Source organism: Streptomyces sp. NBC_00647, from assembly GCF_045207245.1.
GTDB lineage: Bacteria > Actinomycetota > Actinomycetes > Streptomycetales > Streptomycetaceae > Streptomyces.
This window is the reverse complement of record NZ_CP109040.1, coordinates 10,139,212-10,156,275: the sequence shown is the minus strand read 5'-3', so window position 1 is coordinate 10,156,275 and position 17,064 is coordinate 10,139,212. Positions and strand designations below refer to the sequence as shown.

2 protein-coding genes are annotated in these 17,064 nt (G+C 71.1%); both read left to right on the top strand.

Annotated features, from left to right (window positions below):
• The first annotated feature begins 43 nt into the window (after positions 1–43).
• Positions 44–1,111 (top strand): alpha/beta hydrolase, encoded by a 1,068-nt coding sequence (locus tag OG788_RS44665; protein ID WP_406376587.1) that lies wholly within the window; start codon positions 44–46, stop codon positions 1,109–1,111.
• 76 nt (positions 1,112–1,187) lie between these two features.
• Complete coding sequence (locus OG788_RS44660; RefSeq protein ID WP_406377015.1) at positions 1,188–17,039, top strand: SDR family NAD(P)-dependent oxidoreductase; 15,852 nt, start codon at positions 1,188–1,190, stop codon at positions 17,037–17,039.
• Positions 17,040–17,064: the final 25 nt, after the last annotated feature.

Sequence of the window (17,064 nt, the reverse complement as noted above, 5' to 3'; positions counted from 1 at the left end):
ACTTTCCCAGGATGGTTGAACGTCCATCATCGGGGAGGCGCTCATGAATGACCTCGACGAACTCAAACAGCATGTGGTGGTACATGCGCGCACTCAGGGGATTCCGCCGTCCGTGTACCTCGATGTCCTCGGGCGAATCTCGGACGACGGTGAGGGAGGCGCCGGTTCCTGGGTCGCGGAATGGAGCCGGGCGGGCGATCTCCAACTCGCCGCCGGGCGCCCCTTCGAGGCATTTCGTTTCTACAGCATTGCGCGTTTTCCCTATCCGTCCGGCGAAACCCGGCAGTCGGCGGCACAAAACGCCGTGGCGGCCTTCGACACATGGCGGCAGGACATTCCCGGGCTCACCCGGATCGACGTGGACCTGCCCGATGGCCGGGTCCGCTGCTGGGCGGGCGGCCTGTCCGCCGAGCGGCCCAAGCCGCTGCTGCTGCTCATGGGTGGCATCGTCAGCACCAAGGAGCAGTACGCGACCGCGCTGGCGCAGGCTCCGCAGCTCGATGTCGCGGGCATCGTCACCGAGCTGCCCGGCGTCGGCGAGAACACCCTGCCGTACACGTCCGACAGTTGGCGGATGATTCCCGTGGTACTGGACGCCGTCGCCGACCGCGCGGACGTGGACCGCACCTATGCCGTCGCGCTCAGTTTCAGCGGGCATCTGGCTCTGCGGGCGGCCCTGCACGACAAGCGGATCCGCGGGGTGGTCACCACGGGGGCACCGATCCACGACTTCTTCTCCGACCCCGGATGGCAGGCCCGGTTGCCCGCCCTGACCCTCGACACGCTGGTCCACCTCACAGGGACCGGACGCGAAGGCCTGGCCGAGGAACTGCGGAAGTGGGCGCTGACCGACGAGGAACTGAGCGCCCTGGACATCCCGGTGGCGTACGCGGCCAGCAGCCGCGACGAGATCATCCCGCCGACCGACCCGGCGCGACTGCGTCGCCACCTCGCCCGGCTGGAGCTGATCGAGAAGGACGACGTGCACGGGTCGCCGGAGCACGTGGACGAGGTCCGCCTGTGGACGCTGTTGTCCGCGCTGCGGATGTGCGGCGACCGGCCGGCGCAGGTTGCCTTCCTGGAATCCGCGCTCAAGGACGCCACACGCTGACGACCGCCGTACGGGTGCACGGTTCCACCGGTCCTGGCTTAGGGGATGGGCACAGATGACGACCAATGAGCAGAAGCTGCGCGAGTACCTCAAGCGCGTCACGGCCGACCTGCACCAGACCAGGCGCCGCCTTCAGGCGGTCGAGGCCCGGGAGCAGGAGCCGATCGCCGTGGTCGGCACGGCCTGCCGGTTCCCCGGCGGCGCGGACACCCCCGAAGCGCTGTGGGACCTGGTGGCGGCAGGCCGGGACGTCGTGTCGGGCTTCCCCACCGACCGGGGCTGGGACCTCCAAAGGCTCTACGACCCCGACCCCGCTCACGAGGGCACGGTCTACGCCCGCGAGGGCGGCTTCCTCCACGACGCCGCGGACTTCGACCCAGAGGTGTTCGGGATCAGCCCTCACGAGGCTCTGGCCGTCGACCCCCAGCAGCGGCTCCTGCTGGAAGTCGCCTGGGAGGCCTTCGAGCGCGCCGGCATCGTCCCGGCCACATTGCGCGGCAGCCGCACCGGAGTCTTCGCGGGCGTGATGTACGACGACTACGGCTCGCGGCTGAGCCCGGCACCCGAGGGATTCGAGGGTTACGTCGGCATCGGCAGCGCGGGCAGTGTCGCTTCAGGCCGAGTGTCCTACACCTTCGGTCTCGAAGGCCCGGCCGTCACCATAGACACCGCCTGCTCGTCCTCCCTGGTCGCCGTGCACCTGGCCGCCCAGTCCCTGCGGCGCGGTGAGTGCACGATGGCGCTGGCCGGCGGGGTGACAGTGATGGCGACCCCGGCGACGTTCGTGGAGTTCAGCCGGCAGCGCGGCCTGGCCCCCGACGGCCGATGCAAGCCGTTCGCCGCGGCGGCCGACGGCACCGGCTGGGCCGAGGGAGCCGGCATCCTGCTGCTGGAACGGCTGTCGGACGCCCGGCGCAACGGCCACCCGGTACTCGCCCTGGTCCGCGGCTCCGCGGTCAACCAGGACGGCGCCTCCAACGGGCTCACCGCACCCAACGGTCCCGCCCAGCAGCGCGTCATCCGCGAGGCACTCGAGAGCGCCCGCCTCGGCCCGGCCGACGTCGACGCGGTCGAGGCACACGGTACGGGCACGAGGCTCGGCGATCCCATCGAGGCCCAGGCCCTTATCGCCGTCTACGGCGAGGACCGCCGGCACCCGCTGCACCTCGGGTCGGTGAAGTCCAACATCGGCCACACCCAGGCCGCCGCGGGCGCGGCCGGCCTCATCAAGACGATCCACGCCCTTCAGGAGGGCGTACTGCCGAAGTCCCTGCACATCGACCGCCCCACGGAAGAGGTCGACTGGTCGGCGGGCACCGCCTCTCTTCTCACCGAGAAGACCCCGTGGCCCGAGGTCGACCGGCCTCGCCGGGCCGCCGTGTCGTCCTTCGGCATCAGCGGTACGAACGCACACGTCATCCTGGAACAAGCGCCTCCACCGGAGTCGGCGCCCGCCGAGCAGAGCACCTCCCCGCAGAATGCCGTTGCGGCCGAGGAGGAGCCGACGGTGGCGCTCGCCGACGCGTCCGTCGACGTGCCCTGGCTGCTGTCGGGGACCTCAGTGGCGGCGCTGCGCGCACAGGCCGCCAGTCTTCACACGTGGCTCGCCGAGCGGCCCGCCCTCGACCTCACGGCGACGGGCACGGCCCTGGCGACGGCCCGCACTGCCTTCGCCGAGCGCGCCGCGCTCCCGGCGGCCTCCCGCGAGGAGCTGCTCGCAGCCCTGACCGCGCTCGCGGACGACCGCGAGGACGAGCGAATACTTCGAGGCACGGCCGTCGAGACACCGAGGGTGGCGTTCGTGTTCTCGGGTCAGGGCTCGCAGCGCGCCGGGATGGGACGAGAGCTGTACGACACCTACCCCGTCTTCGCGGAGGCGTTGGACGAGGTGTGCGCCCTGCTCGACCCGCACCTCGAAGACCCGCACCTCGAACTGTCCCTGCGAGACGTCATGTTCGGCCAGGACGCGGATCTGCTCGGGCAGACCCTCTACACACAGACAGCCCTGTTCGCCTTCCACACCGCGCTGTTCAAACTGCTCACAAGTTTCGGCGTACGGCCCGATTTCCTCGCCGGGCACTCCATCGGCGAGATCTCCGCCGCCCACGCCGCAGGCGTCTTCTCCCTCCACGACGCCACCAGGCTGGTCGCCGCACGCGCACGGCTCATGCAGCAACTCCCACCCGGCGGCGCCATGATCGCCATCGAAGCCACCGAGGAAGAACTCCTACCGGGACTCGCAGAGTTCAGCGACCAGATAGCCATCGCAGCCGTCAACAGCCCGACCTCCATCGTCCTTTCCGGCGACGAAGGACCCGTCAACGAACTCGCCACCCTGTGGCAGGAACGGGGAAGGCGGACCCGACGCCTGGACGTCAGCCACGCCTTCCACTCCCCCCACATGGACCCCATCCTCGAACAGTTCCACTCCACCGCAGCAGAGCTCACGTACAACCCACCCACCATTCCCCTCGCCTCCAACCTCACCGGCGCCCTCGTCAACCCGCAAGAAATCGACGCCGACTACTGGACCCGCCACATCCGCAACACCGTCCGCTTCCACCACGGCATCCAGACACTCGACACCTCAGGCGCCACCACCTACCTCGAAGTGGCACCCAGCACCACCCTCAGCTCGCTCATCCACCAGACTCTCGAAGACCCCACCGTCATCCCCGCCCACCCCGACCTCACCACCACACTCGCCCACCTCCACACCCACGGCATCACCCCCGACTGGCACGCGGTCCTACCGGGAGCCGCCCGCGTCGACCTCCCCACCTACTCCTTCCAGCACCGGCGCTACTGGCTCGACGCACGCCCGGTGAGCGGGGACGTGCGGGGTGCGGGGCTGCTGCCCGGCGGACATCCGCTGCTGGGCGCGGCGACGACGCTGGCGAACGGTGGCAGCACGCTGCTCACGGGCCGGCTGTCGACGACGAGCCACCCGTGGCTGACCGACTTCACCGTCCACGGGGTGGTGACCGTGCCCGTCGGCGCGCTGGCCGAACTGACACTTCATGCCGGCGAACTCGCGGGATTCGAGCGGGTCGGGCGTCTGACCTTCGAGGAACCGCTGACCGTCGTCGCAGGTGGTGCCACGGATGTACAGGTGACCCTGACCGTGGCGGAGGACGCCAGGTCCGCCGAACTCACCATCCATGGGCGACCCTCCACGGACGAGACGGGCAACTGGACTCTGCACGCCTCGGCCTCGTTGGAGCAGGCCCACGGTTCCGGCGGCGAGGAAGAGTCGACCGACACGTGGCCGCCGGCAGGAGCGGTGCCCTTCGACGTCGATGCGGTGTACGACCGCGCCGCCGAGGCAGGTCTACGGTTCGGGCCGGCCTTCGAAGGGCTGGAGGCAGTGTGGACGGTCGGCGACGACCTGTGCGCGACGGTCGTCGCGCCCGAGGGTCTGCTGCCGGACGCAGCTCGTTACGGCCTGCACCCGGCTCTGCTGGACGCCGCCCTGCACCCGTTGGGACAGCAGGTCGCCGAGCTGACGGGCCTCGAGCTGTACGCGGTCGGGGCCTCCGAACTGCGGGTGCAGGTCGCGGGGTTCGGGCAGGACACGGTTTCCGTCACGGTCACCGACGCCGAGGGCCGACCGGTGGCTCGCATCACGTCACTGACCGTACGACCGTGGGCGGCCGGGCGGCCGGCACGGGCGCGGGACGCTCTGCTCCGGGTCGTGTGGCAGCCGTCGGCACGGGCCGAGCGGACAGGAACAGCCCGCCGGGCCGCCCCCTGGCCCGTGCTGGGCTCTACACGGTTACCGGATGAGGTTCCGGTGATCCATCACCCTTCGGTCGCGGCGCTGTTGGAGTCGGTGCCGGAGGAGGCACCGATGCCGCCGGTGGTGCTGCTGGGAGCGGCCACGGGCGACGGCCATCCTGCGGCTCGCGCCGGTGAACTCGCCGTGCAGCTGCTGGACACGGTGCGGGAGTGGCTGGCCGAGGACCGTCTGGCGGCCGTGCGACTGGTGGTCCTCGTGAACGAGAACGACCTCGCGCAGTCGGTCCACCGCGGTTTCGTGCGGTCGGCGCAGGCCGAGCATCCGGGCCGACTCGCACTGGTCGCGCACGACGGTGCCCCGGAGTCGCTGCGCGCTCTCGACGCGGCGCTGGACGCCAGTGAGCCCGAAGTCGCCCTGCGGGCCGGGACGGTGGAGGTTCCTCGACTGATCCGGGCCGAGCCGGCCCAGCCGCGGCGGCTGCGGACGGACGGCACCGTCCTCATCACCGGCGGCACAGGAACCCTCGGCACCCTCCTCGCCCACCACCTCGTCACCCACCACGGCATCCGACACCTCCTCCTCGTCAGCCGCCGCGGACCCCACGCACCCCAAGCCACCCACCTCCACCACCAACTCACCACCCTCGGCGCCCACCCCACCATCACCACCTGCGACACCACCGACCCCCACGCCCTCACCACCCTCCTCAACCAAATCCCCACCGAACACCCCCTCACCGCCGTCATCCACACCGCCGGCACCACCGACGACGGCATACTCACCGCACTCACCCCACAACGACTCACCACCGTCCTACGCCCAAAAACAGACACAGCCTGGAACCTCCACACCCTCACCCAACACATGAACCTGGACGCCTTCGTCCTCTACTCCTCACTCGCCGGAACCCTCGGCAACCCCGGCCAAGCCAACTACGCCGCCGCCAACACCTACCTCGACGCCCTCGCCCACCACCGCCACACCCAAGAACTCCCCGCCACCTCAATCGCCTGGGGACTCTGGGAGCAGGAGAGTGCGCTGACCACGGGCCTGGACAAGGCACCCGACGGGGTGCTGGCGCTCCCCGCAGACGCGGCGCTGGCCCTCTTCGACCAGGCCATCGCCGGGACGGAACCGGTTCCCGTCGCCGCCCGGCTCGATCTGCCGGCGCTCCGTGAGCAGGCAGCCGACGGCACGCTGCCACCGCTGCTGAACGGTCTCGTCCGCACGTCCCGTCGCCGGACCCCGCCGGCCTCCTCGCTCGCGCGCAGGCTGACCGGGCTGACCCCCGAGGCGCAGGACGAGTTGCTGCTGGACACGGTCCGCACTGCGGTCGCCGCAGTTCTCGGCCATCTCACCTCCGACGCGGTGCGGCCCGCCCGGGCCTTCAACGACCTCGGCCTGGACTCGCTCGGCGCGGTCCGGCTGCGCAACCGCCTCGGCGCGAACACCGGCCTGCGGCTGCCTGCCACGCTCGTCTACGACTATCCGACCCCGCAGGCCCTCGTGACCCACCTGCGAGAGGTGCTCCTCGACGACGGACAGGCTGTGGGTGCCCCCGCCGCGACCTTCACCGCCATCGCGGACGACGAGCCGATCGCCGTCGTCTCCATGGCGTGCCGCTTCCCCGGCGGAGCGCGCACCCCCGAGGAGTTCTGGCACCTCGTGCGGTCCGGCACGGACACGATCGGCGGCTTCCCGGAGGACCGCGGCTGGAACGTCGACGAGCTGTACGACCCCGACCCGGAGACTCCGCACACGACGTACGCGCGGCACGGCGGGTTCCTGTACGACGCCGCCGGATTCGACCCGGACTTCTTCGGCATGTCGCCGCGGGAGGCGCTGACCGTCGATCCGCAGCAACGGCTGCTGTTGGAGACCGCGTGGGAGACGTTCGAGCGGGCCGGGCTGGGCCGGGACGCGCTGCGCGGCAGCCGCACCGGCGTCTTCGCCGGCGTCATCGCCCAGGAGTACGGTCCGCGCGGCACCCAAATGCCGGAAGCACTGGAGGGATACTTCCTCACCGGCAGCACGACAAGTGTGGCGTCGGGCCGGGTGTCCTACACCTTCGGTCTCGAGGGCCCGGCCGTCACGGTCGACACCGCCTGCTCGTCATCACTGGTCGCGGTCCATCTGGCCTCTCAGTCACTCCGCAGCGGCGAATGCGACCTCGCCCTGGCCGGCGGAGTCACCGTGATCGCAGATCCGGGCATCTTCACCGAGTTCAGTCGGCAGCGCGGGCTGGCCCCCGACGGCCGATGCAAACCCTTCGCGGCAGCAGCCGACGGCACCGGCTGGGGAGAGGGAGCCGGACTCCTCCTCCTGGAACGACTCTCCGACGCACGCCGCAACGGCCACCCGATACTCGCCATCGTCCGAGGCTCCGCCGTCAATCAGGACGGCGCCTCCAACGGCCTCACCGCACCCAACGGCCCCTCCCAACAACGCGTCATACGCCAAGCACTCGCCAACGCCCACCTCCAACCCACCGACATCGACGCCGTCGAAGCCCACGGCACCGGCACAAAACTCGGCGACCCCATCGAAGCCCAAGCCCTGCTCACGACCTACGGCCACAACCGCGAACAACCCCTCTACCTCGGGGCCGTGAAGTCCAACATCGGTCACACTCAAGCCGCCGCAGGTGCGGCGGGCGTCATCAAGATGATTCACGCGCTGCGTGAGGGCGTCCTGCCCAAGACGCTCCACGTGGACCAGCCCACCCCGCACGTCGACTGGGACGAGGGCAAGGTCGCCCTGCTGACGGAGCACACGCCATGGCCCGAGGTCGACCGGCCCCGCCGCGCCGCCGTCTCCTCCTTCGGCATCAGCGGCACCAACGCCCACGTGATCCTCGAACAGGCCCCCGACGCCCCGGTGGCCCCGGCGCCGGCCGACGGCAGGCCGCTCCCTTGGCTGCTCTCCGCGAAGACCGAGGCCGCCCTGGCCACGCAGGCGGCCCGGCTCCACGCTCATCTGGCCTCGGATCCCGCGGCCGACCCCGGCAGTGTTGCGCGCACACTCCTCACCCGTGAACAGATGACGCACCGTGCAGCCGTCATCGGCGGCACGCTCGCGGAACTGCAGGCCGGACTGGCTTCTCTGGTCGACGGCCATGAGGCCTCCGGCGTCCTCCGTGTCACGGTGCCCGACAACGAGCCACGCCTGGCCTTCTTGTTCTCGGGTCAGGGGTCGCAACGAGCCGGGATGGGACGTGAGCTGTACGACACCTACCCCGTCTTCGCGGAGGCGTTGGACGAGGTGTGCGCCCTGCTCGACCCCCACCTCGAAGACCCGCACCTCGAACTGTCCCTGCGGGACGTCATGTTCGGCCAGGACGCCGACCTCCTCGGACAGACCCTCTACACGCAGACAGCCCTGTTCGCCTTCCACACCGCACTGTTCAAGCTCCTGGACAGCCTCGGTGTGCGGCCCGACTACCTCGCCGGGCACTCCATCGGCGAGATCTCCGCCGCCCACGCCGCAGGCATCCTCTCCCTCCACGACGCGGCCAAGCTGGTCGCTGCACGCGCACGGCTCATGCAACAACTGGCCCCCGGCGGCGCCATGGTCGCCATCGAAGCCACCGAAGAAGAACTCCTCCCAGCACTCGCAGAGTTCAGCGACCGGGTCGCGATCGCAGCCGTCAACAGCCCGACCTCCATCGTCCTGTCCGGCCACGCAGAACCCGTCAACGAACTCGCCGCCCTCTGGCAGGAGCGCGGACGGCGGACCCGACGCCTGGACGTCAGCCATGCCTTCCACTCCCCCCACATGGACCCCATCCTCGAACAGTTCCACAACACCGCAGCAGAACTCACCTACCAGCCACCCACCATCCCCCTCGCCTCCAACCTCACCGGCCGGCTGATCTCACCTGACGACCTCAACGCCGACTACTGGACCCGCCACATCCGCGACACCGTCCGCTTCCACCACGGCATCCAGACGCTGCACGCCGTCGGCGCCACCACCTACCTCGAAGTGGCACCCAGCACCACCCTCACCCCCCTCATCCACCAGGCCCTCGAAGACCCCACCGTCATCCCCACCCACCCCGACCTCACCACCACACTCGCCCACCTCCACACCCACGGCATCACCCCCGACTGGACCACGCTTGTCAAAGGGACGGCTCACCTCTGTGACCTCCCCACCTACCCGTTCCAGCACCAGCGCTACTGGATCACCAAGCCCCGTCCGGCCGGGGACGCCACTCGGCTGGGTCTTGGCGCTTCAGCGCATCCGCTGCTCGGTGGGGTCGTGCACACGGCGACGAGCGGCGAGGAGATCTACGTCGGCCGACTGTCGGTGGAGACGCATCCGTGGCTTGCCGACCACGTGGTGGCGGACACCGTGCTGCTGCCCGGTACGGCCTTCGCCGAGCTGGCGGCCGAGGCGGCTCAGCGTGCCGACGGGGCCGTGCTGGAGGAGCTCACCATCGAGGCGCCGCTGGTGCTTCACGGCACGCAGGCCGTGCAGTTCCAGGTCGTCGTGGGTTCGCCGGACGCCTCTGGGCGACGGGAGTTGAGCATCCACGCGCGCACCGCAACGGAGGACGAAGCGGCGCCGTGGACACGGCACGCGGGTGGTTCGCTCGGGGCGCCGGCCACGGCCGAGGAGGTGCCGTTCGACCTGTCGGCGTGGCCGCCTCCAGGGGCTGCACCCGTACCCCTCGACGAGTTCTACGACCGGCTGGGCGAGCGCGGCCTCGGCTACGGGCCGACGTTCCAGGGGCTGGTGGGTGCCTGGAAGAAGGGTGACGACACGTTCGCCGAGGTCTCTCTGCCGGAGGGCCTGGTGGCGGACGCCCATTTGTACGGCGTCCACCCCGCGCTCCTGGACGCCGCGCTGCATCCCCTCGCTCTGCTGGGCGGGGACGACGTGATCCGCCTTCCTTTCGCCTGGATGGGCGTCCGCTTCTACGCGTCCGGCGCCGGGTCCCTGCGCGTCCGTCTGACGACGGAGGAGGGCAGCGTCCGGCTCGCCGTCGCCGACGGGGCGGGTGCTCCGGTCGCCTCAGTGGACGCGCTGTCGGTCCGCCCGGTGGACCCGGCGGCGCTGGGTGAAGGCATGCGCCGAACGTCTGCGTCGCTGTACCAGTTGCAGTGGCAGGACGTTCGGGCACCGGGCGTGCCGTCGGTGCGCTGGGGTGTCCTCGACATCGCGGCGCACGCCGCCGCCCTCCCGGAGTTCGCGGCCGCCGTACGCGGTGACCTGGACGCCCTCGCGGAACAAGCGCCGGACCTGGTGCTGCTGCCGTCGCCGCAGGACGCCACCACCGGTGAACGCAGCGCTCGGGTAATGGAGTTGGCTCAGGCGTTCCTGGCGCGCGCCGAATTGGCCGCCACGCGGCTGGTGGTGGTCACGCGGCGTGCGGTGAGCACCGACCCCGCCGGTGATGTCACGGATGTCGCAGGGGCCGCGCTGTGGGGTCTGGTTCGCGCGGCGCGGGCCGAGCATCCAGGCCGCTTCGCGTTGCTCGATCTCGACGACGGGTGCGAGAACGCGCTCGACCCGGCCGCCCTCGCGGGGGCGCTGGCCGCCGGGGAGGACGAAGTCGCCTTTCATGGCGGCATGTTGCGTGTGCCCCGACTGGTGCGGGTCCCGTCGTCCGCGCCGTCATCCTCCCGTCGACTACGGAGCGACGGGACGGTCCTGATCACCGGCGGCACCGGCACGCTGGGCGCGCACCTCGCGCGACACCTCGTGACCGCGCACGGCGTGCGCCACCTGCTGCTGGTGAGCCGCAGCGGACTCGACGCGCCGGGCTCGCTGGAGCTCCAGGCCGAACTGCTGGCGCACGGCGCCGACACGACGGTGGCCGCCTGCGACGTGGCCGACCGGGATGCCCTGGCCGCGTTGCTGACGCAGATCCCGTCGGACCATCCGCTGACCGCCGTGATCCACGCTGCCGGAGTACTGGACGACGGCGTGCTCACCGCGCTCACCCCGGAACGGCTGGCGGCCGTGCTACGCCCCAAGGCGGACGCGGCCCGGAACCTGCACAGCCTGACGCAGGACACCGACCTGGACGCGTTCGTCCTCTTCTCCTCGCTCGCGGGCACCCTCGGCAGCCCCGGCCAGGCGAACTACGCCGCCGCCAACGCCTACTTGGACGCCCTGGCCCACCACCGCCACGCTCGAGGCCTTCCGGCGTCCTCCCTCGCCTGGGGGCTGTGGGACCCAGAGGAGGGCATGGGCAGCGGACTGAGGGACGCCGACCGGGCTCGTATCACCGCGAGCGGCATGCAGCCGTTGCCGGCGGCGGCGGGCCTGGCGCTCCTCGACGCCGCTCTGGCCATAGACCTGCCCGCGCTGGTGACAGCGCGACTCGACCTGCCCGCGCTCCGTTCACGCGCCACGGCCGGGACGCTTCACCCCGTCCTGGAGCGGCTGGTGCGCACCCCGGCACGGCGTGCCGCGGCCGGCACTTCCCTCTCACACCGGCTCGCCGGTCTGTCAGCTGCCGAACAGGCTTCTGCGACAGTGGAGTTGGTGCGGGAGACAGTGGCAGCCGTGCTCGGGCACGACAGTGCGGATGCCGTGGCGACCGAACGCGCCTTCAAGGACCTCGGCTTCGACTCTCTGGCCGCGGTGGACCTGCGCAACCGTCTCAACACGGCAACTGGGCTGCGCCTTCCCGCGACCCTCGTCTTCGACCACCCCAGCCCACGGCTGCTCGCCGAGCGGTTGTTGTCCGAGGTACTCGGGGCGGCCGACGCCGAGACCGTCTCCGTGGCGTCGGCCGCGGGTGACCCTGGTGAGCCCATCGCCATTGTGGGGATCGGCTGCCGCTACCCCGGCGGGGTCGCCGACCAGGAGGACCTGTGGCGGTTGGTCCACGGCGGCACGGACGCCATCGGCGACTTCCCGGCCAACCGGGGGTGGCAGGTGGACACGCTCTACGACCCCGACCCGGCGAGCCCCGGCCACACGTACACGCGCGAGGGCGGATTCCTCTACGACGCCGACCAGTTCGACCCCGGCTTCTTCGGAATCAGTCCCAAGGAGGCACTCACGGTGGACCCTCAGCAGCGACTGCTGCTGGAGATCGCGTGGGAGGCGTTCGAACGGGCCGGCATCGATCCCGTGGCCGTCCGCGGCAGCCGGACGGGCGTCTTCACCGGCGTCATGTACAACGACTATGCGGGGCGTCTGTTCAACAACATTCCGGAGGAGTTCGAGCCCTACCTGGGCAACGGCAGCGCGGGCAGTGTGGCGTCGGGCCGGGTCGCATACACCTTCGGCCTGGAAGGCCCGGCCGTCACGGTCGACACCGCCTGCTCCTCGTCCCTGGTCGCCCTGCACCTCGCCTCCCAGGCACTCCGCTCAGGTGAATGCGACCTCGCCCTCGCCGGCGGAGTCACCGTGATGGCGAGCCCCGCGGTATTTGTGGAGTTCAGTCGGCAGCGGGGACTGGCCCCCGACGGCCGATGCAAACCCTTCGCGGCAGCAGCCGACGGCACCGGCTGGGGCGAAGGCGCCGGACTCCTCCTCCTGGAACGACTCTCCGACGCCCGCCGCAACGGCCACCCGATACTCGCCCTCATTCGAGGCTCCGCCGTCAATCAGGACGGCGCCTCCAACGGCCTCACCGCACCCAACGGCCCCTCCCAACAACGCGTCATACGCCAAGCACTGGCCAACGCCCACCTCCAACCCACCGACATCGACGCCGTCGAAGCCCACGGCACCGGCACAAAACTCGGCGACCCCATCGAAGCCCAAGCCCTGCTCACGACCTACGGCCACAACCGCGAACAACCCCTCTACCTCGGCTCCATCAAATCCAACATCGGCCACACCCAAGCAGCCGCAGGCGTCGCCGGCATCATCAAAATGATCCAGGCCATGCACCACGGCGAACTCCCCAAGTCGCTCCACATCGACCGACCCAGCGACGAGGTCGACTGGGAGACCGGCGCACTGACCCTCCTCCGGGACGCCACGCCATGGCCCGAGGTCGACCGGCCCCGCCGCGCCGCCGTCTCCTCCTTCGGCATCAGCGGCACCAACGCCCACGTCATCCTCGAACAGGCCCCCGACACCACGTCCGTCACCCCCGTGGAGGCCCCGGCACCCGCCGCGACCGTCGTGCCCTGGCTGCTGTCGGCACGCAGCGATGACGCACTGCGCGCTCAGGGTGCGGCACTCAGCGGTTACCTCGCCGCCCACCGGAGCAGCACCGTCCACGACGTCGCCCACACCCTGGCCACCAACCGGTCCTCACTGGAACACCGCGCCGTAGTTCTGGGCAGCTCGACCGGCGAATTCCGCACGGCTCTGACGGCGCTGACGGACGGCGAGGACCACCCGGCGGTCGTGACCGGCAAGGTGAACCCCTCAGGGGTGGAGAAGGTGGCGTTCCTGTTCTCGGGGCAGGGGTCGCAGCGAACCGGGATGGGACGAGAGCTGTACGACGCCTACCCCGTCTTCGCGGAGGCGTTGGACGAGGTGTGCACCCTGCTCGACCCGCACCTCGAACTGTCCCTGCGGGACGTCATGTTCGGCCAGGACGCCGATCTGCTCGGACAGACCCTCTACACGCAGACAGCCCTGTTCGCCTTCCACACCGCACTGTTCAAACTGCTCACAAGCCTCGGCGTACGGCCCGACTTCCTCGCCGGACACTCCATCGGCGAGATCTCCGCCGCCCACGCCGCAGGCGTCCTCTCCCTCCACGACGCCACCAAACTCGTCGCGGCCCGGGCACGGCTCATGCAGCAGCTCCCACCCGGCGGCGCCATGATCGCCATCGAAGCCACCGAAGAAGAACTCCTCCCCACCCTCGACACCAACGTATCCATCGCCGCCATCAACTCACCCACCTCCCTCGTGCTCTCCGGCGACTCCAGCACCGTCACCCGGCATGCCGAACACTGGCAGGGACAAGGGCGACGCACCCGTCGCCTGGACGTCAGCCACGCCTTCCACTCCCCCCACATGGACCCGATCCTCGAACAGTTCCGCTCCACCGCAGCAGACCTCACCTACAACCCACCCACCATCCCCCTCGCCTCCAACCTCACCGGCACCCTCGTCAACCCCCAAGAAATCGACGCCGACTACTGGACCCGCCACATCCGCAACACCGTCCGCTTCCACCACAGCATCCGGACACTGCACGCCGCGGGCACCACCGTGCACGTCGAGCTGGGGCCCAGCACCACCCTCAGCTCGCTCATCCACCAGACCCTCGACAACCCCACCACCATCCCCACCCACCCCGACCTCACCACCACACTCGCCCACCTCCACACCCACGGCATCACCCCCGACTGGACAGGTCATGTGGTCGGGGCGACGTTGCACGACCTTCCGACGTATCCGTTCCAGCGGGCGTCGTACTGGATCCACGCTCCACAGGTCAGGAACGCGGGTGGGCTGGGACTCGACGGTGCGCGGCACCCGCTGCTGGGTGCGGCGCTGGACATCGCCGGCAGGGACGCGCAGGTGCTGACCGGGCGGATCTCGCTGGAGACGCATCCGTGGCTGGGCGATCACGCGGTACTGGGCGCGGTGCCACTGCCGGGCGCCGCTTTCCTGGACCTCGCTCTGCACGCTGCGGCGCGCTCGGGCTGCGGGCGGGTGGAGGAGCTGACTCTGGAGGCACCGCTGGTGCTGCCCGAGCAGGGGGCTGTGGATCTCCAGATCGTGGTGGGTGACGCGGACGGTGACGGGCGGCGGCCTGTCGACGTGCATGCGCGGACGGCCGGGGACGCGTGGCTGCGGCACGCGACAGGAACGCTGGCCACGCCGGACCGGGTTGAGCCGGCGTCCGTGTCGACGCTCTGGCCGCCGCAGGACGCGGTGGCGCTGGAGACCACCGGGCTCTACGAACGGCTGCGGGATTTCGGGCTGGCCTACGGTCCGGCTTTCCAGGGCGTGCGGCGGGCGTGGCGCGGGCCCGAGGGGCGGTTGCTCGCCGAGGTGGCCGTGGACGAGGAGAGGGCGCGCGCTGCCGGTGACTTCGTCGTGCATCCGGCCCTGCTGGACGCCACGTTGCACGTGCTGAGTTTCCTGCCGGGTGCGGGTGACGTCGTACGGCTGCCGTTCTCATGGTCGGATGTGACGGTGCATCAGGCGGGGGTCGCCGCGGTGCGGGTGGAGGTGGTGCCGGTCGGGCCGGAGTCCGTGCGGCTGACGCTGTCGGACGCGGCCGGCGTGCCGGTCCTGAGCGTGGGGTCACTGGCACTGCGGCCGGTGTCTGCGCAGGCGCTGGCTGCCGCTCGCGGGGGCGTGTCAGGGGACGCACTGTACGAGGTGTCGTGGGCGACGGCACTCGCGACGACCGGTTCCAAGGGCGATTCCTGGGCGCTGCTGGGCGAGGTCCCCGAGGGGTGGGGGGAGGCGGGTCCGGACGTCGTGCGGTTCGCCGACCTGGCCGCGTTGCGCGTGGCGATCGCGGATGGGAGGTCCGTTCCGGGAACGGTCGTGCTGCCGTTGGTGTCCGCGCCGGACGGTGGGGGCGACGACGTGGTGGCCGGGGCGCGGTCCGTGCTGCGGCAGGTGCTGGCGGTGGTCCAGGAGTGGCTGGCCGACGAGCGTCTGTCCGCCTCCCGGCTGGCGTTGGTGACCGGGGAGGCGGTCGCCACCGAACCGAACGCGGCGGTGGACCTCGCTCACGCTCCGGTGTGGGGGCTGGTTCGTTCGGCGCAGACGGAGAATCCGGGCAGGTTCGTTCTGGTCGACACGTTCGCCGGAACGGCCGGGGCCGCAGCCGGGAACTCGGTACTCCCGCTGTTGACGGACGCGCTGTCCGCTGCCGGTGCGGCCGGCGAGCGGGAACTCGCCCTGCGCGGCGGGCGTGTGCTGGTGCCGCGGCTCGTGCGGTCGACGGCGGCCTCCGCGGAGCCCGTGCCCTTCCTCGGCGAGGGAGCGGCGGAGGGCACGGTCGTGGTCACGGGCGGCACCGGCGCCCTCGGTGGCCGGCTCGCCCGTCATCTGGTGGAGCGTCATGGCGTACGGCGGCTGCTGCTGGCCGCACGGCGGGGGGCCGAGGCACCGGGTGCGGCGGCGCTGCGCGCCGAGTTGACCGCGCTGGGCGCCGAGGTCTCCTTCGCGGCCTGCGACGTGGCCGACCCGCGCGCGGCTGAGGCTCTGTTCGCGCAGGCCGGGCGGGTCGCGGCGGTGATGCATACCGCCGGTGTGGTGGCCGACGGTCTGGTGACCGGGCTCAGTCCGGAGCGGCTCGACGCGGTGCTGCGGCCCAAGATCGACGCGGCCTGGCATCTGCACCGGCTCGCCGAGCGGCACAAGGTAGGCGCGTTCGTGCTGTACTCCTCGATCGCCGGGGTGACCGGCAGCGGGGGGCAGGCCAACTACGCGGCCGCCAACGCCTTCCTGGACGCCCTGGCACACCACCGGCGGTCTTCGGGCGCGCCCGCGACGAGCCTCGCATGGGGCCTGTGGGCGCAGGAGAGCACCCTCACCGGAGCGCTCGGCGCGGCCGACCGGGACCGGATCGCCAGGTCCGGACTCGTACCGCTGTCCCCTGAGGAGGGCTTGGAACTCTTCGACACGGCGGTGGCGCGGGACGTGACCGCGGCTGTCGTCGCCCGGCTGGACCTGGCGGCTGTGCGGGCGCGGGCCGCGGAGGAACCGCCACCCGCGCTCCTTCGGCAATTGGTGACGGGACCGACTGGCCGCCCTCGGCCGTCCTCCGAGTCCGGGCCGGCCCCGGACCTGGCGGGGCTGTCGGACGCGGAACGCGAGCGGGTCATCACCGAGCTGGTGCGGACGCTGACCGCGACACTGCTGGGCCATGGCTCGCCCGCCGACGTGGACATGGAGCGCGGGTTCCTCGATCTCGGAGTGGACTCGCTGAGCGCGCTGGAGCTGCGCAACCGGTTGCAGGTACGCACGGGGCTGCGGCTGGCGAGCACGCTGGTGTTCGACCATCCGAGTCCCCGGGCGCTGGTGCGTCATCTGCACACCGAACTGGGCGAGGCGCAGGCGGCGGTGGACCGGCCGGGGCCGGCCGAGCTGGACCGGCTGGCGCTGGCGCTGACCGGGCGGGCTGCGGACGACGACTGGCGGGTGGACATGACCATCCGGCTGCGCAATCTGCTGGCCGACCTGGAGTCCGGCCGGTCCGCTGCGCCCGCCGCGGCGGCGGACTCGCTGCGGACGGCGAGCAACGAAGAGTTGTTCGACCTGATCGACAACGACCTCGGCATCAGCTGATCCGAACAACGACCCCACACTCCGC

Excerpts from the sequence above, each read along its gene's own strand:
- OG788_RS44665 (WP_406376587.1), top strand. The coding sequence starts at position 44 with ATGAATGACCTCGACGAACTCAAACAGCATGTGGTGGTACATGCGCGC.